Origin of the sequence: Rhizobium sp. AC27/96, assembly GCF_001692325.1 — a bacterium.
Classification (GTDB): domain Bacteria; phylum Pseudomonadota; class Alphaproteobacteria; order Rhizobiales; family Rhizobiaceae; genus Rhizobium.
Genome location: NZ_LXKN01000073.1, coordinates 25,520 through 48,827, shown reverse-complemented (window position 1 = coordinate 48,827; position 23,308 = coordinate 25,520). Strand labels below are relative to the sequence as shown.

The 23,308-nt window shown below is 61.4% G+C and carries 28 protein-coding genes; 12 read left to right on the top strand and 16 right to left on the bottom strand.

Annotated elements, in window-relative coordinates; all coding sequences use genetic code 11:
• Positions 1-14: 14 nt before the first annotated feature.
• Both ybaK and A6U86_RS32480 read right to left on the bottom strand, forming a co-directional pair.
• Positions 15-488, bottom strand: a complete 474-nt coding sequence (ybaK, locus tag A6U86_RS32485; protein ID WP_068400677.1) for a Cys-tRNA(Pro) deacylase — start codon at positions 486-488, stop codon at positions 15-17.
• A gap of 10 nt (positions 489-498) precedes the next feature.
• Positions 499-855 (bottom strand): ArsC family reductase, encoded by a 357-nt coding sequence (locus A6U86_RS32480; protein ID WP_068400675.1) that lies wholly within the window; start codon positions 853-855, stop codon positions 499-501.
• Between the two features lie 155 nt (positions 856-1,010).
• Here A6U86_RS32480 and A6U86_RS32475 point away from each other — a divergent pair, with 155 nt between their 5' ends.
• Together A6U86_RS32475 and A6U86_RS35510 are read left to right on the top strand one after the other, a co-directional pair.
• Positions 1,011-1,532, top strand: a complete 522-nt coding sequence (locus tag A6U86_RS32475) for a MarR family winged helix-turn-helix transcriptional regulator (RefSeq protein WP_068401149.1) — start codon at positions 1,011-1,013, stop codon at positions 1,530-1,532.
• Between the two features lie 133 nt (positions 1,533-1,665).
• Positions 1,666-1,821, top strand: a complete 156-nt coding sequence (locus A6U86_RS35510; RefSeq protein WP_158008796.1) for a hypothetical protein — start codon at positions 1,666-1,668, stop codon at positions 1,819-1,821.
• Positions 1,822-1,828: 7 nt separating this feature from the next.
• On the opposite strand, the gene A6U86_RS32470 is transcribed toward A6U86_RS35510, so the two are convergent.
• The 3 genes from A6U86_RS32470 to A6U86_RS32460 all read right to left on the bottom strand — a co-directional run bounded on the left by A6U86_RS32470 (position 1,829) and on the right by A6U86_RS32460 (position 5,423).
• The gene (locus A6U86_RS32470; RefSeq protein ID WP_068400672.1) at positions 1,829-2,890 is read right to left on the bottom strand and encodes a succinylglutamate desuccinylase/aspartoacylase family protein; all 1,062 of its coding nucleotides are present in this window, start codon (positions 2,888-2,890) and stop codon (positions 1,829-1,831) included.
• A 116-nt stretch (positions 2,891-3,006) separates the two neighbouring features.
• The gene (locus A6U86_RS32465; protein ID WP_068401146.1) at positions 3,007-4,188 is read right to left on the bottom strand and encodes an MFS transporter; all 1,182 of its coding nucleotides are present in this window, start codon (positions 4,186-4,188) and stop codon (positions 3,007-3,009) included.
• A gap of 260 nt (positions 4,189-4,448) precedes the next feature.
• On the bottom strand, positions 4,449-5,423 hold the full coding sequence (locus tag A6U86_RS32460; RefSeq protein ID WP_068400669.1) for a quinone oxidoreductase: 975 nt from the start codon (positions 5,421-5,423) through the stop codon (positions 4,449-4,451).
• A gap of 91 nt (positions 5,424-5,514) precedes the next feature.
• Between A6U86_RS32460 and A6U86_RS32455 the strand changes: the two genes are divergently transcribed.
• Positions 5,515-6,396: a LysR family transcriptional regulator gene (locus A6U86_RS32455; RefSeq protein WP_068400666.1), complete on the top strand. Its 882-nt coding sequence runs from the start codon at positions 5,515-5,517 to the stop codon at positions 6,394-6,396.
• 90 nt (positions 6,397-6,486) lie between these two features.
• A complete protein-coding gene (locus A6U86_RS32450; RefSeq protein ID WP_083197062.1) occupies positions 6,487-8,139 on the top strand; it encodes a SulP family inorganic anion transporter in 1,653 nt (550 codons plus the stop codon).
• A 9-nt stretch (positions 8,140-8,148) separates the two neighbouring features.
• Here A6U86_RS32450 and A6U86_RS32445 read toward each other — a convergent pair whose 3' ends face one another.
• Positions 8,149-8,760 carry a 2'-5' RNA ligase family protein gene (locus A6U86_RS32445; protein ID WP_068400664.1) on the bottom strand — a complete coding sequence of 204 codons (612 nt, stop codon included), beginning with the start codon at positions 8,758-8,760 and terminating at the stop codon, positions 8,149-8,151.
• A 227-nt stretch (positions 8,761-8,987) separates the two neighbouring features.
• On the opposite strand from A6U86_RS32445, the gene A6U86_RS35505 reads away from it, so the two are divergent.
• Together A6U86_RS35505 and A6U86_RS32440 are read left to right on the top strand one after the other, a co-directional pair.
• Entirely contained in the window at positions 8,988-9,125 is a 138-nt protein-coding gene (locus A6U86_RS35505) for a hypothetical protein (protein ID WP_158008794.1), read from the top strand.
• Positions 9,126-9,284: 159 nt separating this feature from the next.
• Positions 9,285-9,848, top strand: a complete 564-nt coding sequence (locus tag A6U86_RS32440; RefSeq protein WP_068401141.1) for a methylated-DNA--[protein]-cysteine S-methyltransferase — start codon at positions 9,285-9,287, stop codon at positions 9,846-9,848.
• Between the two features lie 28 nt (positions 9,849-9,876).
• Here the strand turns inward: A6U86_RS32440 and A6U86_RS32435 are convergent, their stop codons facing one another.
• From A6U86_RS32435 to A6U86_RS32425, 3 genes are all read right to left on the bottom strand, one after another.
• A complete protein-coding gene (locus tag A6U86_RS32435; RefSeq protein ID WP_068400662.1) occupies positions 9,877-10,428 on the bottom strand; it encodes a GNAT family N-acetyltransferase in 552 nt (183 codons plus the stop codon).
• Between the two features lie 18 nt (positions 10,429-10,446).
• Positions 10,447-10,821 (bottom strand): DUF4180 domain-containing protein, encoded by a 375-nt coding sequence (locus A6U86_RS32430; protein ID WP_068400659.1) that lies wholly within the window; start codon positions 10,819-10,821, stop codon positions 10,447-10,449.
• Between the two features lie 160 nt (positions 10,822-10,981).
• Positions 10,982-11,599 carry a TetR/AcrR family transcriptional regulator gene (locus A6U86_RS32425; RefSeq protein ID WP_068400655.1) on the bottom strand — a complete coding sequence of 206 codons (618 nt, stop codon included), beginning with the start codon at positions 11,597-11,599 and terminating at the stop codon, positions 10,982-10,984.
• Positions 11,600-11,642: 43 nt separating this feature from the next.
• On the opposite strand from A6U86_RS32425, the gene A6U86_RS32420 reads away from it, so the two are divergent.
• A complete protein-coding gene (locus tag A6U86_RS32420; RefSeq protein ID WP_343287092.1) occupies positions 11,643-12,191 on the top strand; it encodes a DUF6622 family protein in 549 nt (182 codons plus the stop codon).
• A gap of 19 nt (positions 12,192-12,210) precedes the next feature.
• Here the strand turns inward: A6U86_RS32420 and A6U86_RS32415 are convergent, their stop codons facing one another.
• The gene (locus A6U86_RS32415) at positions 12,211-13,062 is read right to left on the bottom strand and encodes a LysR family transcriptional regulator (protein ID WP_068400651.1); all 852 of its coding nucleotides are present in this window, start codon (positions 13,060-13,062) and stop codon (positions 12,211-12,213) included.
• Between the two features lie 103 nt (positions 13,063-13,165).
• On the opposite strand from A6U86_RS32415, the gene A6U86_RS32410 reads away from it, so the two are divergent.
• Positions 13,166-14,152: a zinc-dependent alcohol dehydrogenase family protein gene (locus A6U86_RS32410; RefSeq protein ID WP_068400648.1), complete on the top strand. Its 987-nt coding sequence runs from the start codon at positions 13,166-13,168 to the stop codon at positions 14,150-14,152.
• 11 nt (positions 14,153-14,163) lie between these two features.
• Here the strand turns inward: A6U86_RS32410 and mug are convergent, their stop codons facing one another.
• Together mug and A6U86_RS32400 are read right to left on the bottom strand one after the other, a co-directional pair.
• A complete protein-coding gene (gene mug / locus A6U86_RS32405; protein WP_068400645.1) occupies positions 14,164-14,745 on the bottom strand; it encodes a G/U mismatch-specific DNA glycosylase in 582 nt (193 codons plus the stop codon).
• 110 nt (positions 14,746-14,855) lie between these two features.
• On the bottom strand, positions 14,856-15,710 hold the full coding sequence (locus A6U86_RS32400; protein WP_068400643.1) for an alpha/beta fold hydrolase: 855 nt from the start codon (positions 15,708-15,710) through the stop codon (positions 14,856-14,858).
• 269 nt (positions 15,711-15,979) lie between these two features.
• Between A6U86_RS32400 and A6U86_RS32395 the strand changes: the two genes are divergently transcribed.
• Positions 15,980-16,750, top strand: a complete 771-nt coding sequence (locus A6U86_RS32395) for a class I SAM-dependent methyltransferase (protein ID WP_068401138.1) — start codon at positions 15,980-15,982, stop codon at positions 16,748-16,750.
• A 185-nt stretch (positions 16,751-16,935) separates the two neighbouring features.
• A complete protein-coding gene (locus A6U86_RS32390) occupies positions 16,936-17,376 on the top strand; it encodes a hypothetical protein (protein WP_068400642.1) in 441 nt (146 codons plus the stop codon).
• Positions 17,377-17,478: 102 nt separating this feature from the next.
• Here the strand turns inward: A6U86_RS32390 and guaA are convergent, their stop codons facing one another.
• The 3 genes from guaA to A6U86_RS32375 form a co-directional block, all read right to left on the bottom strand.
• Positions 17,479-19,041, bottom strand: a complete 1,563-nt coding sequence (gene guaA / locus A6U86_RS32385) for a glutamine-hydrolyzing GMP synthase (RefSeq protein WP_068400640.1) — start codon at positions 19,039-19,041, stop codon at positions 17,479-17,481.
• 102 nt (positions 19,042-19,143) lie between these two features.
• Positions 19,144-19,785: a 5'-methylthioadenosine/S-adenosylhomocysteine nucleosidase gene (locus tag A6U86_RS32380; RefSeq protein ID WP_068400638.1), complete on the bottom strand. Its 642-nt coding sequence runs from the start codon at positions 19,783-19,785 to the stop codon at positions 19,144-19,146.
• Positions 19,782-20,231 carry a PaaI family thioesterase gene (locus A6U86_RS32375; RefSeq protein WP_037197294.1) on the bottom strand — a complete coding sequence of 150 codons (450 nt, stop codon included), beginning with the start codon at positions 20,229-20,231 and terminating at the stop codon, positions 19,782-19,784. Before A6U86_RS32375 ends, A6U86_RS32380 begins: the two co-directional genes overlap by 4 nt.
• Before the next feature lie 163 nt (positions 20,232-20,394).
• Here A6U86_RS32375 and A6U86_RS32370 point away from each other — a divergent pair, with 163 nt between their 5' ends.
• The gene (locus A6U86_RS32370; protein ID WP_068400635.1) at positions 20,395-21,471 is read left to right on the top strand and encodes a DUF2252 family protein; all 1,077 of its coding nucleotides are present in this window, start codon (positions 20,395-20,397) and stop codon (positions 21,469-21,471) included.
• Positions 21,472-21,491: 20 nt separating this feature from the next.
• On the opposite strand, the gene A6U86_RS32365 is transcribed toward A6U86_RS32370, so the two are convergent.
• Positions 21,492-22,292 (bottom strand): alpha/beta fold hydrolase, encoded by an 801-nt coding sequence (locus A6U86_RS32365; RefSeq protein WP_068400634.1) that lies wholly within the window; start codon positions 22,290-22,292, stop codon positions 21,492-21,494.
• A 334-nt stretch (positions 22,293-22,626) separates the two neighbouring features.
• On the opposite strand from A6U86_RS32365, the gene A6U86_RS32360 reads away from it, so the two are divergent.
• Positions 22,627-23,307 (top strand): GntR family transcriptional regulator, encoded by a 681-nt coding sequence (locus A6U86_RS32360; RefSeq protein WP_068400632.1) that lies wholly within the window; start codon positions 22,627-22,629, stop codon positions 23,305-23,307.
• Position 23,308: the final 1 nt, after the last annotated feature.

Here is a 23,308-nt window from a genome sequence, read left to right as displayed (position 1 = left end):
GTTCGCATGGCCGATCAGGCAATCAGTGAAGCCGCCTTTGCTTTCAAGGCGGTCAATGCGTCCTGTGGGCTGAGCCGCACCTGCAGACCGCGCTGGCCGCCGTTGATATAGACATAGGCTTCGGTCATCGCCTGCGCCTCGATGGCTGTGGGAACAAGTTTTTTCTGGCCGAAGGGGCTGATGCCGCCGACATGGTAACCCGTCAGCCGCTCGGCATCGGCGGGCTTCATCATGCTCGCCGATTTACCGCCGAAGGCCGTAGCCAGCTTCTTCATGCTGACTTCGTGGTCGGAGGGTACAACGACACAGACCGGCTTGCCGTCCACCTCGGCCATCAAGGTCTTGAGCACCCGATGCGGCTCCTCCCCAAGCGCCTCCGCCGCCTGCATGCCGACACGCTCCGCATTCGGATCGTAGTCGTAGGCATGGACGGTGAAGGCGACTTTCGCCTGGGTCAGCACTTGCGTGGCACGGGTTGTTTTTGACATGGGCGTGTCTCTAGGCGGCCTTGCCGAATGCAGCCGCGTAAATATCGGGCTTGAACCCAACGAGCAATTTGCCATCCGCTTCCAGCACCGGGCGCTTGATCATCGAAGGCTGCGCCAGCATCAGGGAGATGGCCTTGTCTTTCGTCAGATCGGTGCGATCCGCCTCCGGCAAGGCCTTGAAGGTCGTGCCGGCGCGGTTGAGCACGATTTCCCAGCCGGCTTCCTTCGTCCAGCGTTCCAGATGGTCGCTGTCGATGCCAACGGCCTTGTAGTCGTGGAAATCATAGGCGATGCCGTGGCTTTCGAGCCAGGTGCGGGCCTTCTTCATCGTGTCGCAGTTCTTGATGCCGTAAATGGTGATCGTCATGGCGAATCCGTCTCTTGCTGTTGGTTAGCGGCATAGCACGCAAGTAAAGTCGGATAAAAGCCGGGCAAGGGGCGAAGCGGTTCGCTGCCGGTTGCGACAACGGCCGATTCTCCTGTAAATATGCATCATGCATATTTATGGCGGTGGATCAGGGCATGGCGACGGATAGGGAAACATTGCGGCTGGAAAACCTCTTCGGCGCCATGAGCCTTGCCCTGGTGGACAAGATGGAAAAGGCCTTTGCCGACGAAACCGGCCATGGGCCGAGTGCGATTGCCGCCATCATTCAGATCGGCACCGAGCCGGGCCTGACGATCGAGACGCTGCGCAGGCTGATCGCGCTCTCCCATTCCGCGACCGTGCGCCTTGTCGACCAATTGGTGGCGTCCGGTCTTGTGCTGCGAGCCGGCGGTGTCGAGGGCGACAAGCGCGCCCGGTCGTTGCAGCTGACCGAGAGCGGGCAGGCACTTTTCGACAAAAGCCTCGCTGCTCGCCGCGCTGTCATTCATCGTGCCTTTAAGGTGTTGGGAGCCGAAGAAACCGAGCAGCTTGGCCGCCTGTTGGAAAAGCTGCTGCCGTCCCTAGTCGATCTTGGCGACGATCAGGATGTGGTCTGTCGCGTCTGCGACCAGGGCGTTTGCGATCAGGAGCGGTGCCCCATCGCCTTCATGGCATAGCGGCCGAACAAGCATCCTTGACATTTACGGAACATCTATGCAGACTGCATACATATATATGAGGGGCGCGGCCTAAAACACTGCCGTCGTCGCTCTAAGCATCGCCTACATCACCTTGATCGGAGGCATGATCGTGACAGGAAAACGCAAAATCTTCACCAGAGCGGCCTTGGCCGGCCGCATGGCCTTCCGGTTCGTTCTGAGCCAGATCTGTTGCTTCGGTACGCTTCTGAGAGAGGCGGCCGCGATCGCCTTCGCCATGCGATGCAAGGTGATCGACGGCCGCTAGGGAAGGGCTAGTCTTCCAGCGTGCCCGGCTTGCGAGTGGCGACACTCGGCTTGTCGCAGCCGATCTTCATCAGGTCGCCACGCCGGCGCACCAGCCGATCGGAGACTCGGGTGACGATGAGGCCGGCTTGCGGCGCACGGACGTCGATAGTCCCATCCGGCATTCCGGGCGCGGTGATGATCGTCGCCAGCAAGTCGCCTTCCGCAACACGCTCGCCAATATTGCGATGGAAGAGCACAGTGCCTGCCTGCGGCGCGCGGATCATCTCGATATTGTCGAGCGGCACGGCCGGTCCGGTGAAGGCCGAGAGATTGACGCTTTCGTCGCGCACGGCGCCTCGGGCGGCAAGGAACCGCCACAACCCTTCGGCATCCCGCTTTGCCATCTCCGGATAGACATCGCGTGTCCCGCGCAACTCGACCGTGACCGAAAGCTTGCCCGGCAACGGTACTTTCTTCTCGCCCGGCACTTCATATTTCCAGGCGAAGCTCACGGCCTCTTCGAAAGCCGAGCTTTCGCCATCCGAAAGCAGCACCGCTTCCATTTTCAAGGCTGCCGCGAGGTCGGCGGCCTCGGGCCAGAAAGCCTCATCGATATAGGCATATTGCAGGGATTCGTCGTCGCAATGCAGGTCGATCACCAGATCCGCACCGAGCGCCATATTAATCAGCTGGCGCTTCAACCGGTCAACGGCGGGATAGCGTTCCAGATTTTCGATCAGCAGGTCGCGGTCGCGCAGCGAGATCAGCGGGAAATCGCGGTTGAAGTTGGTGCGCGAACCCAGATCGAAACGGCCCTGCATCTCGCCGAAATGCGATTGCGCTGCGCCGATCGGGTTCGCATGCGGCACGACGATAATGTCGCTGAGGATAGCACCTTCCGTTTCCGCCTGCCGCAGTCGCTCGCAGAGGAAATGCGCAAGCGCCGTTCCCGGCAGCTCGCCGGCATGGAGCGCAGCCTGGATGTAGATCTTCGGCGCTTCAGGCTTGTTGCCGGAAAAATGCAGTACCGGCAGTCGCCAAGCAATCCCCGGAGTATCGCCCTCGATGACAATTTCGGTGATGTCCATATTGAGGCTTCCTCCTGATTATTATGATTGTCGACCTTACCAAGCGGCAGCCGCATCCTGCAACCATTGCTGCCATCGGCGACATGGGCGGCGATGCCGATGGCTTCGGAGAGGTGTCAGGGGTTGCTGTGTTTGCGCAAGCCGAGACTGAGGATAAGGCTGAGCAGGACGGCGGCGACACCGACGAAGAAGGGTGCGGAGTAACCGAGATGATCGGCAAAGAGGCCGGCGATCGGGCCTGTCGTGCCAAGCGAGATATCGAGGAAGATGGAATAGAGGCCGAGCGCGACGCCACGGTTCTGCGGCGGAATGCGGATCATGGCCTCGTTGCCGAGCGCCGGAAATACAGGCGCGAAGCCGGCACCGGCCAGGGCTGCGCCGATGATGGCGACGGTCGGCGAGGGTGCGAATGCGATTGCGGCAAGGCCGATGATTTCAACGACAAGCGAGATGCGCGTAAGCGGCAGGCCGCCAAACTTCGCCACGGCTTGAGCAAGGCCAAGCCGGACGCCCATGAAGGCAAGGCCGAAGGCGCTGAGTGCAAAGGGGGCGCCCTCCCAACCGCGACTGTGGAAGAACAGTGCGATGAAGGTCATGACCACGCCGAAGCCACTGGAAGCAAGCGCCAGCGCCACGCCGAATGGTGCCACGCGGCTCAGCACCTGGCCGGTGCCGATGCCCTTTTCCTTGACGCCGGCAACAGGTGGCCGCGTTTGCGCCAGCATCAGCCCGGCAATGGCGAGCCCGACGGTAAATATGCCAATGGCGAAGAAGCCATATTGCCCTTGCAGCCAGGCGCCAAAAGGAGCGGCGAGCGCGATGCCGCCATAGGTGGCGATGCCATTCCACGAAATGATCCGCACGGTTTCGCGTGATCCCATCAGGCCGATCGCCCAGGTGATGGCCGCGGTGCTGACCCAGCTTTCGCCGATACCGAGTGTCAGGCGACCGGCAAGCAGGAGTGAAAGGCTGGCCGCCGGAACATGGATCGTGAATGCGGAGGCGAGCGTCAGCATGCCGGAGAGGCCATAGGCCATAAAACCGAGCAGGACCGAACGGCGCGGCCCGTATTGATCGCACAGCCGCCCCACCTGCGCGCGGCTGACGATGGTCGCCACATATTGCGTGCTGATGGCAATGCCGGCCCAGACGACGCCGAAGCCGAGGCCGCTATCGACATAGGTCGGAAGCACCGCAAGCGGCAGGCCGATGGCCAGGTAGCCGAAGAATGTCAGCGCAACAATGGAAAGGAGGCCGAGGGTAGAATTGGACCGGATGGTCTGGGAGGCAGTGTTCACGGGATATCGCCTGCGGGCACCGGAAAGCGCGGTGTCCATGCTGTTTGCCACGAAGGCTCGGGGGGTCGTATCGGATCAAATGGCGGCGATAGCCGAATGGCCGCGCGTCGTCATGGCAAACGAATATCAGGCAAAAGCCAGCAAGGTCAACGAATTGCTGCCTTGCAGCAAAAACCATTGACGGCATGGGATGAATATGCGTGTAGCCGAAAATTCTGTCCTCCGAACGGGGCCGGCGGCCGGCCCCGTTCGGATGAGGCTTACATCGTCAATATGACGCTGGCCGTCGTCCGCCCGGCCTCGAGGTCGGCATGTGCCCGTGCGGCATCCTTCAGCTCGTATTCGGCGCCGATCGGGTTGATCAGCCCGGCCTGCAGATATCCCATCAGGGCCTGGGTGCCCTGGCGATAGAGCTCGGGATCATTGGCATAGGTCAATACACTGGGACGAGACAGGCCGATAGCGCGGGGCGCGGTCAGTTCCTCGATCTGGATCGGCGGGATGGGGCCGGCCGCCTGGCCGAGGCTCGCAACCATTCCGAAGGGGCGGACGGCGGCGAGCGTCTGCGACAGCATGGTGCCGCCGATCCCGTCGATGGCGAGATGCACGCCGCGCCGATCTGCGATCTGACGGGCCTCTTCCACCCAATCTTCCGATGTGTGCAGAAGCACGGTGTCGGCACCGGCCTCATAGGCAAATCCGGCCTTGGCTTCCGAACCGACGGTGGCGATGACATTGGCGCCCAGCCGCTTGGCAAGGCGGGTGACGAGCTGGCCGACGCCGCCGGCTGCCGCATGCACCAACACCCATTCGCCCGCTTTCAGCGGATAGACCTTCTGCAGCACCATATGCGCGGTGAGCCCGCGCAGCATCGAGCTGCCCGCCACCCGTTCGCTGACGCCCTCGGGCAGCTTCACCAGCCGCTGCGCCGATAGCGTGCGCATCTCGGCATAGCTGCCGAGCGGATGGCCGATATAGGCGACGCGGTCGCCCACCTTCAGCTCTGCGACATCGGGGCCGATCGCGTCGACGACACCTGCACCCTCGAAGCCGAGGACACTCTGGCCGGGCGGCAAGGGATAGAGCCCGGAGCGAACATAGATATCGACGAAATTGACGCCTGAAATACTTTGGCGAATTCTTGCCTGGCCGGGGCCTGGCTCTGTCACGGGGAGATCAACGGCTTTCATGGCCTCGGGTCCGCCGGGGCCGGTGATGGCAATCGCTAGGGGCATTAAGAAGTCTCCTTTCCGGAGATCTTTGACCACAAAGTTCCGCCTGAATAAATTCGGTATGAGCTCACCGTATCTGTGCAATAATGCACAGATGATCGACTGGCAGGACTTGCATCATTTCGCCGCCCTGGCGCGGACAGGCTCGCTCTCGGCGGCAGCGCGTGAACTCGGCGTGGATCACGCAACCGTCGGCCGCCGTATTGCCGCGCTGGAACGCTCGCTGGACCTGCGCCTGATCGACCGTCGGCCGCGCACTTCGCCGCTGACGGCGGATGGCCGCGCCATCGCCGAACTGGTGGCGGGCATGGAAGACAATGTCGAAGCGATCCGGCGCTATTCGAAAAGCGCTGTCGCCGGGCTTTCCGCCGCCGTGAAGATCAGCGCGCCACCGTCGATCGCCGCCCATCTTCTGGCTCCCAAAGCCGTCGCCTTTCGGGCCGAGCATCCGGATATCACCTTGACTATCGCGGGCGTTACGCGCCGCGCCGCCCTCAATTACGGAGAAGCCGATATCGCAGTGCGCATGACGCGGCCGGAAGAGAGCGATCTGCTCGTCCGGCGTATCGGTGTCATGCGTTTCGGCCTCTATGCCATCCCGGCTGTGGCGCAAATGCCGGAGGAGGAATGGTCTTTCATCGGCTACGACGCGGCCATGGAGCATCTGACGCAGCAGACCTGGCTTCGCAGCCTGCTGGAGGGCCGTCCGATCGTGTTTCGCGCCACGGATGTTTTCGGCCAGCTCGAGGCGGCCCGTGCGGGCCTCGGCGTCGTCGCGCTTCCCGCCTTTCTGGGAGACGCTGAGGCAGGGTTGACCCGTCTGCCGGTGGCTGTTGCCTCACCGACACGCGATCTATGGCTCGTGACCTATCCGGATCTGCGCCGCTCGCTGGCTATCCGCGCCGTCATGGATTTCGTCACCGATGTCATCGGCAAAAGCTGCCCCTTGCGCGATGGCGCCGAGGCGGCGACCTGAGGCCCGGTTTCTCTGGCTGATTTTCTTGTTGCAGCCTTCTGGCGAATCTCTATCCATAAATGGATGAGCCATCCTTTTGGTCGGTGATCGATGACGAAGCTGGGCAGTTGGTTCGTGATGGACAAGGCGGATCTGGTCGCCGGCATATCCGTTGCCGGCCTCATGCTGCCGGAAGCCGTTGCCTATGCGGGCATTGCCGGCCTGCCGCCGCACCGGGCCATCCTTGCCGGCATTGCCGGATGCTTGATCTACGCCATATTCGGCCGCAGTCGCTTCGCCATCGTCTCCCCAACATCCTCGTCCGCCGCGATTCTTGCCGCAACGCTGGCGGTCGTGCCCGGTGACGCCACGGTGAAGGCCGGACTGGCCACCGTCGCCGTTGCGCTCGCCGGCGTTTTGTTCGTGGTTGCCGCCGTGCTGCGCCTTGGCGGCATCACCGGCTTCATCTCGCGGCCGGTGCTGCGCGGCTTTGCGCTGGGCCTCGCGATCACCATCATCCTGCATCAACTGCCCATCTTGGTAGGCGTGCCCGCGCAGGGCTCCAATATCCTCACCTATGCGGCGTCGCTGTTCGGTGCGGTTCTGCAGTGGAACCCCATTAGCGTTGCGGTCGGCGTCGTCGCGCTTGTGGCATTGCTGCTGCTCAAGAGGCTGCCGGGCGTTCCCGCCGCCTTCCTCGTGCTTGTTGCCGGCATTCTCGCCTCCTACCTGTTCGGCCTCGAGGCACATGGCGTCAAGCTGGTGGGATCGATCGAGATCCTGCCGCAATGGCCGTCGCTGCCGGATGCCGGCTGGGCCGCCTATTCACGGCTGGTGCAGTTTACCGTGCCTCTTGTGCTTATTCTCTTTGCCGAATCCTGGGGTACCATGCGGGCGCTGGCGTTGCGCTATGGCGAGACGCTGAAGGTCAACCGCGAGCTCGGCGCGCTCGGCGCCGCCAATATCGCCAGCGCCCTCGTGCAGGGCATGCCTGTCGGCGCCGGCTTTTCGGCAGGCTTCGCCAGCGAGGCGGCAGGTGCCAAGACGCGGGCAACCACCGTCTTTGCCGCCATCGGCCTTGCGATCCTCATTGCCTGCGCAAGTCCGCTGGTGGCGCTGCTGCCCGAGCCGGTGCTGGCCGCAGTCGTCATCGCCGCGCTGACGCATGCGCTCGATCCCAGCCCGATCCTGCATTTGCGGCGGCTGCACCGCGATTTTTACGTCGCGCTCGGTGCTGCGGCAGGGGTGTTGGCTTTCGGCGTACTGAACGGCATGCTGCTGGCGATCGCGCTATCGCTCGCCGCCATGATGCATCGATTGGCCTCGCCCTATGTCGCCCGTCTCGGGCGCCTCGGCAGCAGTCACAACTTCGTCGATGTGGTCAGACATGGTGATGCATCCGAGATACCGGGCATCGCCATCTGGCGGCCGGGCGAAACGCTGTTTTTCGGCAATGCCGACACAATCTTCAGCGAGATATTGTCGCGCAGCCGCGGCGAGGCGGGGCTGCGGGCCGCTATTCTCAGCCTGGAGGAAAGTTCCGATATCGATAGCACGGCGATGGATGCCCTGATGGAGTTTGACGGCGCCATGCAGCGCGCCGGCATCCGCGTGCAATTCGCCCGCGTCCATGATCGCGTGCGCGACCTCATGGCCCTGGCTGGCGTCACCGATCTCGACAGCCGCTGCAGCTTCAGTGTCGATGATGCTGTGGCGGTGGTGCTGGCATCCACAGGAAACGCCGAAATCTCTCCAAAAGCCTAGACGCCAGACCTAGAATAGTGACCAATGCCACACATGGCCATGTTCGCCCTCTCCCTGGAAGCTGTTCACCAGCGTAAACGTCTTAACGGTCCACACTATCGGCTTTTCCAGCATCACTTCTGGCAGGGCACGCCGACAATAAAACAGTGTCATGTGTGGCGCAAAGTTGTCGAGGACGTCACTGTCGAAGCCCAAGCTTTGCATAGCAGTTGCCAGTTCCTGGCGTAATATTTTTAGGCCAATATTTCCCTGCCTGCACCAAAGCACGTATTGGCGGCTGTTGCCGTTGCTGAAGGTGGCGACGCGATCGAATATCAGCTCAAATGATGGCAAGTGGATCGTAGATGCTGCCTGCATCGCGGCGAAAATGGCCTCTTCGCGAGAGCGTGAAGCGATGTCGATCGGATAGATGCTCGCGTGATAAAGATCGTGCTGTCTCGGCTCACGCGACAATCCGTTTCGTCGACTTTGGTCCCACGTCAAGCTAGCCGTTAAGTTAGCGATTTCAGGGTCCGGAAGCGCTGCAAAATAGAGGGCCTGCCCACGCCTCGGCACCACTTTAGTTCTCTGTATTCTTGGCGGTTCGCCAAGATCGAACGAGAATTGTCCGCTAGGATGCATGGCACTATTCAAAGCCAGTTGGCTTTGCCTCTCATCAATTTGGGATCGTCCATACTCTAGCGTCGACAGTATTTGATATCAAGAACAAATGAAGAACATTTGCCAAGCTGCCGCACACTCACCGTCACAGCATCTCTCATCTGAAAAGACGATCGAATAAAACACCCGCTTGACCTGTTCATCATCCGCCAGGGGTGTTTTCGCCTTTTTCAAAGGAATGGTCTCAAATGTTGACGAAAGCCATCTTCTCGATTGCCTTGCTTGCCCTCATCGGTCTCGGTATTTCAGCTTGCTCCACGTCGGATCAGCATGGGTCCGGTGGTGGCATGACGCTGAATTCGCCTCCGACCGGCGGTGGATATTGATCCCTTAAGTACAAACTAGGATTGGGGCGCCGTCTTGGTAGCGGCGGCGTTTTCCTCAACAGTAAAAAGCAGGCGACAGCGGCCCTGCGCAAGAATCGGGTTGAATTCCCCGCCCTGCGGTACGATTTTCATGGCAAGTGGAAACACGGAGCTTCCGTCATGAACGAGACAAGGCAAGATTATCTGATCTTCGAAACCGCGGGCGGTTTTTGCGGTATTGCTTGGAGCGATCTCGGTGTCATACGCTTCCAGCTGCCGACGAAAGATGCCGGCGCGACCGAGCGGCTGCTTCTGCGCCGCGTCCCCAATGCGCATCCCGGCACGCCGACGCCGGAGGTTGCCGAGGTCGTCGCCAAGGTGAAGCGGTATTTTGCGGGCGAAGAAATCGATTTTTCCGGCGTCAGGCTCGATCTTGGCGAGCAGGATGCGTTTTTTAAGCAGATATACGATGCCGCGCGGCAGATCGGCTGGGGCCACACCACGACCTATGGCACACTCGCCAAGCAGCTTGGCGCCGGGCCGGAGGCCGCCCGCGATGTCGGCCAGGCCATGGCAAAGAACCCGGTCGCACTGATCATCCCCTGTCATCGCGTTCTGGCGGCAGGCGGCAAGATCGGCGGCTTTTCAGCGCCCGGCGGCTCGAACGCCAAGGCCCACATGCTGGAGCTGGAGGGCGTTCAATTGGCGCCGCCAAAGCCGGTGCAGCACTCGCTGGGATTCTAGGCGGCAGTATTGCGCCGGACGTGTCCCGTCAGTCCTTCGCCAGCCGGCGGGCGCGAGAAAACAGCAGCGTTTCCTTGTCGTTGAGGCGCACCGGTTTCGGGTCTCCGTAGCCGGCTTTCTCTGCGACGCGGATCGAGGCCGTATTGTCGGGCGCGATCAGACAGACGCTGTGGTCGAAGCGTGGCTGCTCGTCGAGCCAGGCGGTGGCCGCCGTCAGGGCTTCTGTGGCAAGTCCCTTGCCATGCGCCCATGCTGAGAAGGCCCACCCCGCCTCCGGAATGCTCTTGATGGATGGTTCCATGATGCGATGGAAATCGGCAAAGCCGAGATCGCCGACATAACGGCCGGATGATTTCTCGCGGACCGCCCAATATCCATGCCCCAGAAGCGGCCAGAGGCCGTGATAGGACAGCATCCGCATCCAGGATTCCCGTGATGTCGATACCAGATTGCCGAAGATGTGCTTCACGACAAGCGGGTCACTCCACATGGCCGCAAGCGGTTCGAAGTCATCAAGCGTATGGCCCGTCAGAAGCAATCGCTCGGTTTCGAGTGTCGGCGGAGATGTGGCTGGTTTCATGCGGGCTACTCTTTCCGGTTAGCTCGGGGAGTTTTGCTGCAGGCGTTCGGCGAGAGCATCCAGGTCCGGCAGGAACCAGACTTCGCGCCCCTTGTTGGCTTCATAGACGAAATCCCGCAAGGCATTGCTGCCGGCGACCCATCGGGAGATATCGCCGATGACGACGAGTTGAGAGCGATAGTTGACGAATTTCTGGATAATGCCGCCGGCAATGCGGTTCGAGAGCTGGAAGAAATCCTCGTTCAGCCGCGATACCGGAACGACCACGAGGGTGGCCTCGGCGTCCCATGCCGCGCTGATCCAGTCGTTCACGTCTCTTTCGCTTGTGAGAAGCGTGCCGCTGTCGTCGCCGATAATGACCTTGCGGCCGGAGAAGTCCTTGATTGTAAACATGCTGTTCGACTTTGCCTGCCGTTATAAAGATCAGTGCCTGCCATCGGGCCGTGTGGCCGGGGCGTGATAGCTATCATCTAGGGCACTCGGAGCCTAGAGCCTAGATTTAAGGCTCTGGCGCGGATGAGACGCCGTCGATCCGGCCCGGAGCTGCAGGAAACTAGGCGCGATCGTCAGGCTCGAAGGATGTTGGAAGCCCCTTGCCGGGCAGCCGCAATATGGCGGCGACCAAAGTGTCGGGGTCCTCGCCCGGATCGAACTGCCCGTCGATCATCAGGAGCGCCAGGCCGTGAGTTAATGACCATAGGAACAGCGCCGCTGTGCCGATCTCTTCGGGCGGCATGCGCTTGGACAGGCCGGTTTTCAGAACCTCATAAGCCTCGGAGCGCAATGCACGTATTCTATCATCGGCGGCAAAAGCTCCCCTGAACCCTTCACCGAACATCAGCCGATAGAGGCCGGGGTTTTTGCGTGCGAAGGCGACATAGGCCATGCCCGCGGGTCCCAATTGCCCCTTCGCATTGCTGGGGGCGGCTTGCAAACACTCCGCCAGCTCGGCAAATCCTCGTTCGGCAAGCGCTACCGCTATGTCGTCCAGTCCGGAAAAATGATGATAGGCAGCGGGTGCCGAGACGCCGACGCGGCGGGCTATTTCCCGAATGCTGAGTGCCGTCGGCCCTCCTTCTTCGAGCAGGGTGCGTCCGGCTTCGAGGAGGGCGTTTCGCAAATCTCCATGATGATAGCGCGCCGGCGGCGTGCCGGCCCTTGTTGTCGTCAACGCGTTTTTCCCTCCATCTTTACGCCGTTAAGATTATCGGCTAATTCTCTTCGGGCTGCAATCCTGCCGTTACGGAGTTCCGGCGATGCCTCATATTCCGGCCTATGTCTATGGTCTGTTTCTGCTGCTGCTCTGGATGGGCGTCTCGCGATGCCTGCCCCGCACGATCCGCGTCGAACGTCTCGTCATAATGCCTGTGATCATGACCATACTGAGTGTCCGCGGCTTTGAGGGACTTTTCTCGCAAGCGAGCGTGCTCGATTTGGCGTTTGCCGCGGCGGGCCTATGCGTCGGCATGACGATCGGCTGGCGGCATGTCAGCGCCTGGAAAATTGGGGTCGACAGGGCGAGGAGATCGCTTTCCCTTCCTGGCGATATCATGATGCTCGTTATCATCCTGACGACTTTCGCGTTTGAATTCCTGCTGCATGTCGGCGCGGAGATGCATGCGGCCTGGTTTTCGGCGCCGGTTGTCCCGCCTCTTGCCGCTGCAGTATGGGTTGGCTTCACCGGCATGTCGCTCGGCCGGAGCCTGCACCTGCTGTCGCGCTACGTGAACGTGCCCGAGCCGTCTGCGGATCAATGGGGCTAGGCGCCCACCGCCATCGCCCTTACCGGCCGAGCCTGTCGGCTACGAGGTCCACCAGCGCGCGCAGGCGCGGCATGCGGCGCATGTCGCGATGATAGCCGATCCACGTATCGCGGCCCGGCGGCGGCTCGCCGAGGTCGACGAGTTCCACGCCCGGTGTGGCATCACCCAATGGACGAGGGAGAACAGCGACGCCAACCCCGGCGGCGCAGAGGCGGGCCTGAACCTCTCTGTTGTTGCTTCGGCTGATCACCGAGGCTCTCGGCAGCTTTTGCTCAATCCAGGCCACGTCAGGCATGCCGCCGAAGGCGGTGTCCATAAGTACGAGATTGGAGCCTGCGCCATCGCCCGCAACCGGATGTACCTCGCCCTTCCTGATGTAGACCCCATAGGGAATATGCAGCAGCCGGCGTGAGACGACCTCGGGCTCATCGAAAGCCTTGATCCGGAACACCAGGTCGGCTTCCCGCCTCGGCAGGCTGTAGAGGCGAGCATCGGTCAGAAGCTCGGTGACGACCTTGGGGTGGCGGCTTGCGAACTCCGCCAGCACCGGCGCCAGCATGGTGACACCGAACCAGTCCGAACACGAAATCCGCAACAGCCCGCTGAGCGCGGTTTCGGCTCCGGCGAGTTCCCGCCCGATGGCGATCGCTTCCTCTTCCATCCGTTCGGCATGGGCAAGCACGGCCTGTCCCTCGTCTGTCAGTACAAAGCCGTCGCTGGTGCGCTGAAACAGCCTTTGCCCCACGGCGTCTTCGAGCGCCCTCAGCCGCCGCCCCATCGTCGGTTGGGTTTGCCCCAGTGTGCGCGCCGCCGCGCCGAGGGTACCCTCCCGCGCGATGGCGAGAAAAATGCGAAGGTCACTCCACTCCATGGCTTCAATCCAAACAAAAATGCATGAAGAGCGAACAATACTTATGATTTCCATGCAAACAAGAGAAGAGCATCCTTGCAGTCAGATTAGAAAGGTTGCTCCCATGAAAGCTCTTATTGTCGAACATGCCCAGGGTCCGTTCACGATCAAGGATGTTCCCACGCCCACGCCAGGCCCCGGTGAGGTCCTGGTCAAGATCCACGCAAGCGGCGTGAACCCGCTCGATACGAAAATCTGGGCGGATGCAGCCGCCCACGCCCATCACCCCTTGCCGGCCATTCTCGGTATAGATCTGGCCGGCACCGTCGAGGCGGTCGGTCCCGGCGTCAAAGCCTTCTCCATCGGAGACGAAGTCTATGGCATGACCGGTGGTGTCGGTGGCGTGCAGGGATCCCTGGCAGAATATGCTGCCGTCGATGCCAGATTGATCGCAAACAAGCCTGCAAATCTCTCGATGCGCGAGGCGGCCGCACTTCCGCTGGCGGTCATCACCGCCTGGGAGGGCATGGTCGACCGTGTCGATGTCAGGGAAGGCGAGACTGCATTGGTGATCGGCGCTGCCGGCGGGGTAGGGCATGTCGCTCTTCAACTCGCCAGCGCCCGCGGAGCCATAATTTTCGGTGTCGATCGGGCCGAAGCTGCCGACTATCTGCGATCGATCGGCGCAACGCCCGTCGACCGCAACACCGCTGTCGGCGATTATGTTCGCGATCTGACCGGCGGCCGGGGTTTCGATGTCGTCTATGATTGCGTCGGCGCGCTGGACGACGCATTTCTCGCGGTACGCCGTTTTGGCCGGGTCACCAGTTCGCTGGGTTGGAGCGCGCATTCCCTTGCGCCACTTTCCTTCCGCGCAGCCACCTATGGCGGCGTCTTCACCTTGCTGCCGCTTCTGACCGGTGAGGGTCGCGAGGCGCATGGACGAATTCTGAGTGAAGCGGCAAGACTCGCCGAGGCAGGCAAGCTCATGCCACGCCTCGATGAGCGTCGCTTTTCGCTGGATCAGGCTGGCAACGCCCACGCACTAGTCCGTGAAGGATCGGCGCGCGGAAAAATCGTTGTTGAGATAGAGGCGGCGAATCCCGGCTGAAGAGGGCCCGGCTATTCGAAAGAGGCCGTTACCCGATCCATTGCCAATTTCATCTCGCGATAATGCTCGGTCAGCCTCGCGAGATCGAAAGCCCTGTTGAGGCCGCTTGGATTGGGCAGCACCCAGACTGAGGCGCCCGCAAATCCATCCGGCTGATGGCCCCACTCGATTTGCGGGCGAAGGCTGATCGCCGCATAGGCGGCCTTGCCCAGAAATGCGAGGTTGGCGGGAGCGAGCCTTCCGATCTTCTCTTCCAGTATGGGAGCGGCGGTGACGTAATCGTGCTTCGTAAGCTCGCTGGCGCTTTTTGTCGGGCGTGAGACCGCCGATGTCAGCCCCAGCCCATATTGCAGCATCTCGCGCTCTTCCTCCGCCCGCAGCAGGCGAGGGGTAAATCCGGCGAGATGCAGGACCCGCCAGAAGCGGTTGCTCCGGTTCGAGAAGTTGTGCCCGTCGCGATGGGCTGTGAGGGCCGGGTTCAAGCCGCAAAAAACCACGGAAAGGCCGGGCGCAAGAATTTCCGATAGTCCGGCGACCGGCGCCGTGATCCCGGTCTTGCCATCTATGTCGTCAGCTATGGAATTATCCTGCATCTCAGATCTTCCTGCGGGGGCAAGGCGGCTTCCCCTTCAGTAGCAGATTATTGGCGCAAATCGCCCATCGCGTATAGCGGCCGAATTTCCATCTCGCTCGGTCCCGGCATCTATCGACGTAGTGAACCGCTGTGGGCGCCAATGGCTGCGATGATTTCATCCCAATCCCCGGGATGAATCTCATGGCCGCCGCCCTCCAGACGCACAAGTTCCGCACCTTCGACGGTTGCCGCCAGCAATTCGCCGTGCTCGACAGGGAAGATCGGGTCCGCCGTTCCGTGGATGACGAGAAGTGGCGGCGCCAATTCGGCCAGCCTATCCTTCCATGCGTCGCCTCCCTTCAGCATGAAGTGATTGGTGGCGCTGACGAAATTCCTGGCGCGCTTGACGTCCCGCTCCACAAGAGTGCGGGCAGCCGTCTCGTCATGGGGGTGCCCCGTGCTCGCAATCATCCGCGCATCCCTGACGATGAAGTCGATGACCTGATCATTGTCGGTCCAATCGACGCTCTCGCCTGCCGATGCATGCTGCATATAGGCATCGCTGGTCTGCGGCAGAGAGGAGGTGTCGATGCCGACCGGCGTCGTTGACATCAGCGTCAGCGTTCTCACACGCGTTGGATGGGCGAGTGTTCCGATCTGCGCGATCATCCCGCCCAGCGACATGCCGATCACATCGGCGCTGTCGATGCCGTAAGCGTCGAGCACATGAATTGCATCCTCGGCCATATCGTCCATGGTGTAAGGTGGGCTGCCCGGTTCGTAGAAGGTCGAAAGGCCGGTGTCGCGATTGTCATAGCGGATGACATAGCGGCCCTGGGCGGCAAGCTCACGGCAGAACGCCTCCGGCCACCACAGCATCGAGGCCATGGCACCCATGATCAGCAGGGTAGGTTGGTGGGCCGGGTCGCCAAAAGCCTGCGTGGCGATCTCAACGCCGTCAGCCATGATGATGCGCTCATTCATTTCAATGCTCCTCCCCCGCTGAATCTGATTGCATTTTGCAATCGGTTTGCTTATTACATAACCGATAGCATTTTGCAATCGGTTTTCCGAGGGTATGATAGACGCGACGAACGCTGAGGTTGCGCCACGAGCGTGACCATGGAATTTATGGGGCTGTCGGAGACTTGTCGTCATTCGCGGCATCATGCTCGCCAACCCATGAAGCCGCCGCGGACGCGATGAAAACGAAGGCCCGTCGAAGGACCGAAACAAACCAGGTGAGGGTGGAGATGTTGAATCGTGCCGACTTCTATGATGCGGAATTGAAAAGACACAATGCGCATCTGCGCGCGGCCGCCGGTGTTGGAATAGGTGATCGCGTGCTCGACATCGGTTGCGGGGCGGGGCAATCGACGCGCGAAGCGGCCAGTGTCGCGGCGGAAGGCGAGGCGGTCGGAGTGGATACGTCCCCGGATATGCTCGAGGTGGCGCGACAACGTTCCGATGAATCGGGCCTGCGAAATATTAGGTTTGAGCTGGGTGATGCCCAGCACCACGCATTTCCCGCTGCCAGCTTCGACCTCTGCATCAGCCGCTTCGGGGTGATGTTCTTTGCCGATCCCGCAGCGGCCTTTGCCAATATCGCCGGCGCGATACGCCCGGGCGGGCGAATCGCTTGGATGGTATGGCAGAGCCAGGAGCAAAACGCGTGGTCTGGCGCCATCCGGCAAGCGCTGGCCCCGGGAACCGCGATTTCCACGAATGCCCTCACGCCGTTTTCACTTGGCGATCCGGCCATTGCTACAGGGCTCCTGAACGCCGCCGGTTTTGTTTCGGTCGATTTTATCGACGTCCGCGAACCTGTCTTCTATGGCCCGGACGTCGACACGGCGTTTGACGCGCTCATCAACCTTTATCTGGTGAAGGACGCGCTCGCACGAACCGGCGAAGCACCCGGCGCGGCAATGCAGCGGCTGCGTGATTTGCTAAAAGCACATATGACTCCGGAGGGCGTATTCTTCGACTCCCGCTCCTGGATTATCACCGCTCGACGGGGATAGGGTAAAAGGCCGGAGCAATATCCGGCTGCCGTCGTTATCATTTGATTATTTGGATATGCTAACGCTTTGTTATTGCCATGCTTTGGAACCAATGATGCGCGAGATCGTTGATATATAACTTTGTTACGACGGTGACGTCGTGCCCGGCCGGCTGGGTAAGCGGCGCTCTTGAGGAATAGCTCATCATGAAGATTTCGTCCGGATTTCGTTCAGTCGCGGTTGCCGCCATCGCCGCCGCAGGAATTAGCTTTGCCAGCGTCGCGCATGCCGAAAGCGGCACGATCCGTTTTTCCGTCTATAAGGCCGCCTTCTTCGTCGGCGGCTCCGGAGGCGAGGGCACGCTGACCTTCCGCGGTCACCGCTATCCCGTGTCGATCGGCGGTATCTCGGGTGGTCTCGCCTTCGGTGCCTCCAAGACCTATTTCCAGGGCACCGTGCGCAATATTCGCCGCGCTCAGGATGTATCGGGGATCTACGGTGCGGCCGGTGGCGGTGGCGCGGTCGGCAAGGGAGCCCAGATGATTGTCATGACCAATGACAAGGGCGCTCAGCTCGAGTTGACGGGCCGCCAGGTAGGCCTGCAGGTCAATGCTGATATCAGCGGTCTGAGCATCAAGGTCAAGTAAAGGCGTCACTCCAGTCGCCAATTCCCCGGATGAGCCCGATTTGCCGAATTCGGCAAATCGGGCACTTCTGGGAAAGTCGCGTTTGGGGATGCTGCTCGCCCTTTATTCCCACTCGATCGTGCCCGGCGGCTTCGAGGTGACGTCGTAGACCACGCGGTTGATGCCGCGGACTTCATTGATGATGCGGGTCGCGGCGCGGCCGAGAAATTCCATATCGTAATGATAGAAATCCGCCGTCATGCCGTCGACCGATGTCACGGCGCGCAGTGCGCAGACGAATTCGTAGGTACGGCCATCGCCCATGACGCCGACGGTCTGGACCGGCAAGAGCACGGCGAAAGCCTGCCAGATGGCGTCGTAGAGGCCAGCCTTGCGGATTTCGTCGAGATAGATGGCGTCGGCTTCGCGCAGGATCTCCAGCTTTTCGCGGGTGATGCCGCCCGGGCAGCGGATGGCAAGGCCCGGACCCGGGAAGGGATGACGGCCGATGAAGCTATCGGGCAGGCCGAGCTCCTTGCCGAGCGCGCGCACTTCGTCCTTGAAGAGTTCGCGCAGCGGCTCGACGAGCTGCATCTTCATGCGCTCCGGCAGGCCGCCGACATTGTGGTGCGACTTGATGGTGACCGAGGGGCCGCCGGTGAAAGAAACGCTCTCGATCACGTCGGGATAAAGCGTGCCCTGGCCGAGGAAATCGGCGCCGCCAAGCTTCTTGGCTTCCTCTTCGAAGGTCTCGATGAACAGACGGCCGATGATCTTGCGCTTGGTCTCGGGGTCGCTGACCCCTTCCAGCTCGCCGATGAAGCGGTCGGAAGCGTCGACATGCAGCAGATGCAGATTATAGTGCTCGCTGAACATGGCGACGACATTGGCCGCCTCGTCCTTGCGCATCAGGCCATGGTCGACGAGGATGCAGGTCAGCTGATCGCCGACGGCTTCGTGGATCAGCAATGCGGCTACAGAGGAATCAACGCCGCCTGACAGAGCGCAGATGACGCGCTTGTCGCCGACCTGATCGCGGATCGCCTGTACGGCCTTGGCGCGATAAGCCGACATCGACCAGTCGCCCTTGATGCCTGCGATATTGTGAATGAAGTTGCCGATGAGCTTGGCGCCATCGGGCGTATGCACGACTTCCGGATGGAACTGCACGCCGTAATATTTGCGCTTCTCGTCGGCGATGAAGGCGTAAGGTGCGTTCGAGGAAGTGGCGACGACTTCGAAGCCATCGGGTAGCGCGGTGACGCGGTCGCCATGGCTCATCCAGACCTGATGGCGCGAGCCGGAGGACCAGAGGCCTTCGAACAGCGCGCAATCCTTGTTGACGTCGAGGAAGGCGCGGCCGAATTCGCGGTGATGTCCGCTCTCCACCTTGCCGCCGAGCTGCATGCACATGGTCTGCTGGCCGTAGCAGATGCCGAATACGGGGATACCGCTGTCGAAGATGATCTGCGGCGCTCGCGGCGAGCCTTCATCCACGGTCGAGGCCGGGCTGCCGGAGAGGATCACGGCCTTCGGCTGCAACCGCTTGAAACCGGCGTCTGCGGATTGGAAGGGGACGATTTCGCAGTAGACGCCCGCCTCGCGCACACGCCGTGCGATGAGCTGCGTCACCTGGCTGCCAAAATCGACGATGAGAACGGTGTCTGGATGTGCTGTCTGGGTCATGGCGAGCCTTTAATGAAAAGCGCTTTCGCTGGCAATCGGGCAAATCACGCCAGAGCCGATTTTATTGTCCCGATTGTCCTCACATAGGGCGGTTTTGATCCGTTAAAACCAGAATACGCCATCTTCCAGTGCGGTAAACAGCCCGTCGACGGCTTCGGAAAGCTTGCGGTCGATCACATGCAGATATTCCGTCCAGTCGGAAATGCGCTGCAATTCGACCTGCCCATCGGAAATCCCACGCAGGCCGATCAACGGCCGGCCGTATGTCTGGCAGGCGCGCAGCACGGCGAAGGTTTCCATATCGACCATGTCGGTGCCGATGCGCTGATAGGCTTCCGCGCCGGAAACGATATTGCCGCCGGTCGAAAGGCTCGCTTCGGCAATCGCGGGAATGCGCAGGGGCAGTTCGAGCGTGGCTGGCAGGTCGAGGAAGGGCGTGCGCCCCTTCTCGAAGCCGAGCGGCGAGGCATCCATATCGCGGTAGGAGACGGAGCTGACCTGATAGACTTCCGTTTGCTCCAGCTTGGCGGAGCCGGCCGAGCCGAGCGAAACCACGAGATCGGGCAGGTCGTCATGGGCTTCGAGCTGGGCGAAGGCGCGGGTCAGCGCGATTGCCGCCTCGACGGGCCCGACGCCGGTCATCAGCGGATCGATGCGCGAGCGCAGGAAGGGGCCGTATTCCGCGTCCGCGGCCATGACGAACAGGATCGATTTGCCCGAGACGCGCTTCAATTCGAATTTCATCCGCTAATTCCCTCTCTGCCCCGGATGACCATCATCGTTCCGGTCATCGAGGCAATCAGCTTGGCCGGTCCGTCGCCGATCGCATAGCCGCGGCCGTCGGCGACGATGATCGTCGTTCCAGGCTTGGTGACATCGCCACGAAACAGGAAACGTTCGCCGCGTCCCGGCGACATCAGGTTGATCTTGAATTCGATTGTCAAAATAGATGCGGAGGGATCAATGACGCTGTAGGCAGCAAACCCGCAGGCCGAATCCAGCGCGGCGGCGATGATACCGGCATGCAGAATGCCGTGCTGCTGTGTCAGCTTCACGTCGAAGGGCAGCTCGATCTCGACGGCACCATGTTCGACGCGTGTCAGTTCCGCGCCGATGGTCGCCATCGCTGCCTGCCGCTCGAAGCTTGTTCTGATGCGGGCCCGAAAGTCGCCGCTGTCTGCCTCTGTCATGCCGTTCCCCTTCGCGGGTGCGAAATTGGCATGGAGAGGCGGTTTGGACAAGGGTCAAGACTTGGAAAAGAAGCACCTCTGACGGGTCTATTGCTGACGTCGAATTTCCTCCGTCGCCGGGGCATGCTATCCGGAACAGGAAAACTTGCTGCAAGGAGCATCGATGACCACGATTCTGCAATCGGTGGCGGCATACGAGAGCTGGATGAAGGCGCAGCTCGGCAGCGATCTGGTCGAGGCGGGCCTGGCGAAAAAGCACAAGCTGATGAAGAGGGACAGCTTTTCCTTCCTGCGCGGAACCTATTGGCGCTGGGCCGAAATCATCTTCGATATTTGCCCTACTCTCGCGAGCGCGCCGCAGGTACTGGCAATCGGCGACACGCATCTGGAAAATTTCGGCACCTGGCGCGATGAAGAGGGGCGGCTGGTCTGGGGCGCCAATGATTTCGACGAGGCGGCCGTCATGCCTTATGCCCTCGATCTCGTGCGGCTGGCGACGAGCGCAATGCTGGCGAGAGGCAGTGTCAGTCCGACACCGCGCGCCATCGCCGCTGCTATCCTTGCGGGCTATCGCCGCGGCTTGCAGCAACCATCATCAGTCATTCTGGAGCGTGACTACAAATGGCTGCGCAATGAGGTGCTGCTCTCGAATACCGAGCGCAAGGCCTTCTGGGAGAAGTATCGCAGCCTGCCGTCGGCGAAAGATCCTGTGCCGGAACCCTATCTGAAGGCGCTGCGCCGGGCGTTGCCGGATCCGATGACCGCATTCGAAGCCAGGCCGCGCACGGCCGGCACCGGCAGTCTCGGCCGTCCGCGCTTCGTCGCCTATGTCGAATGGCGCGGCGGCCCGGTCCTGCGTGAGGTCAAGGCGCTGCTGCAGTCGGGCTGGTCGCTCAAGCATAATCCGTCGGACGAGGCTGTTCATACCGGTGTTATCGCAGCCGGCCGGGCGCGTTCGCCCGATCCACGCTATCAGGTGAGCGGAAAACTGCTGGTCCGGCGCCTGTCGCCCAACAGCCGCAAGATCGAAGTCGATGGCGACGCCGAGATGCTGCTGTCGACTGAGATGCTGGATCTCATGGGTTTCGAGATCGCCAACTGCCACGCGGGCGATGCCTCGCGCATATCGGCTATTCTCGCCGATCTCGATACGCGCGGGGCGGATTGGTTGCGGACAGCGGCCAAGGCGGCCGCTGTCGCTGTCAATGCGGAGCAGGCTGAGTACACCAGGAAAGGCTAGCTCAGCGGTAGCCCATCGGCCTAGTGCCCGGCGGCTTCGAGGATCAGATGGGCGATCGTATCGGGGTGGGAGATCAGCGCAAGATGGCTTGCCTTCACTTCGATGGTCTTGGCACCCATGCGCTTGGCCATGAAACGTTCGAGGTCAGGATTGATCGTCCGGTCTTCGGTGGAGACCGCATACCAGCTCGGCTTTGAATGCCATGCGGCCTGGGTCGTCTTGCCAGCGAGGAGTTCCTTGTGGAACGGCTGCTGCACGGCATAGAGCACCTTGGCCTTGGCCTCGGGCAGATCGCCGGCGAAGTCGCGCAGGAAGGCTTCCTCGCTCAGGCGGCCTTCGTCACCATCAAAGACGATGCCGGCGGATGCCGGCGGCGTCGGATAGGTCTTGGCAAGCGCCGTGTAATCTTCGCCAGCATCGGGTGCGCGGGCCGCAACATAAACCAGCGAAGAAACCTTCGGGTGCATGCCTGCCTCGGTGACGATCATGCCCGAGAATGAATGACCGACGAGCACGGTCGGGCCGTCCTGGCGATCGAGAACGCGCTGGGTCGAGGCGACGGCGTCCGGCAGCGTGGTCAGCGGGTTCTGCACTGCGGTGCAGTTCAGCCCCTTGGCCTGCAATCGCGCGATAACCTCCGACCAGCAGGAACCATCGGCAAAAAGCCCATGCACCAGCACGACGTTGCGCGCCTTTTGTGGTGCGGAGACGGCCGCGCCGGTGCCAGTGGCGCTAGTGGCGGCCATGCCGCGGGTGGAAACGAGAGAAGCGGCGGCACCGGCGACAAGTGCGGCCGAGAAATTCCGTCTGGTTATCATCATGGTCCTGATCCTTTGCGTGGGAGGGGCGAAATCGACGGCAAAGGGCCTTCCGGCCGAGATGCTGGGCGACTGGTCTCTCGGGATGTTATTCTGGTGGGAAGCTCATTCCGTCCGAAGCGTTCGGGTGAAATGGGCTCTGCTTGCATTCTGATTTGGCGCTCCGGCCACTCTGCGTATGCAGAAGATGGTCGTGTGAGTATTTTTGTATTCTCGTCGTTGATAATGGTCAATGATTGGATGCGTAACAGTTGCGTGATGACATTTTTGCATGCAAGATGTCGTAGTGGTAGCGCTATTGCATACAAAGTGGCACCGAAATGCCCTGAGGTGGAAAATGACCAATGAACTCGAGGATGCCGCCGATGACCGCGAGTTGCTGTCTGACCGTATCCGCAATGCCTTGGCGGATGAGATCGCAACCGGACGCCTGGAGGCTGGCGCTGCCCTTGATGAACAGCATCTTGCCGATCGCTTCGGTGCTTCCCGCACGCCGGTTCGCGAGGCGCTACGGCAATTGGCGGTGAGCGGTCTGGTCGAGGTGCGGCCACGCCGCGGGGTCGTCGTTGCCCGCATGACGCCGGAACGCATCATGGAGATGTTCGAGACGGTCGCGGAGATCGAGGCCTTGTGCGTGCGGCTCGCCACCTATCGCATGACGCCGCTTGAGCGCAGCCATCTGATCGAGCTGCACGATGCATCAGAGGCGATCGTCAGGAAGGGTGACTTCGATGCCTATGATGCGTTCAACCGCGCCTTTCACGAGGCGATCTATCGTGCGACGCATAACAGCTTTCTGGCCGAACAGGCGATTGCCATTCATAGCCGCCTGACCGCCTTCCGCCGGGCTCAGTTACGTCAGCACGAGCGCCTGGATCGTTCGCGTGCGGAGCATGAGGCCATCATGCAGGCGATTGCCGAAGGCGATGGCGAGCTGGCGTCGCGGCGCATGCGAGCACACATGCTGAATGCGGCGACGGCGCTACGCCGCTTCATAGAGGCCAGCAAGCCGGTCTGAG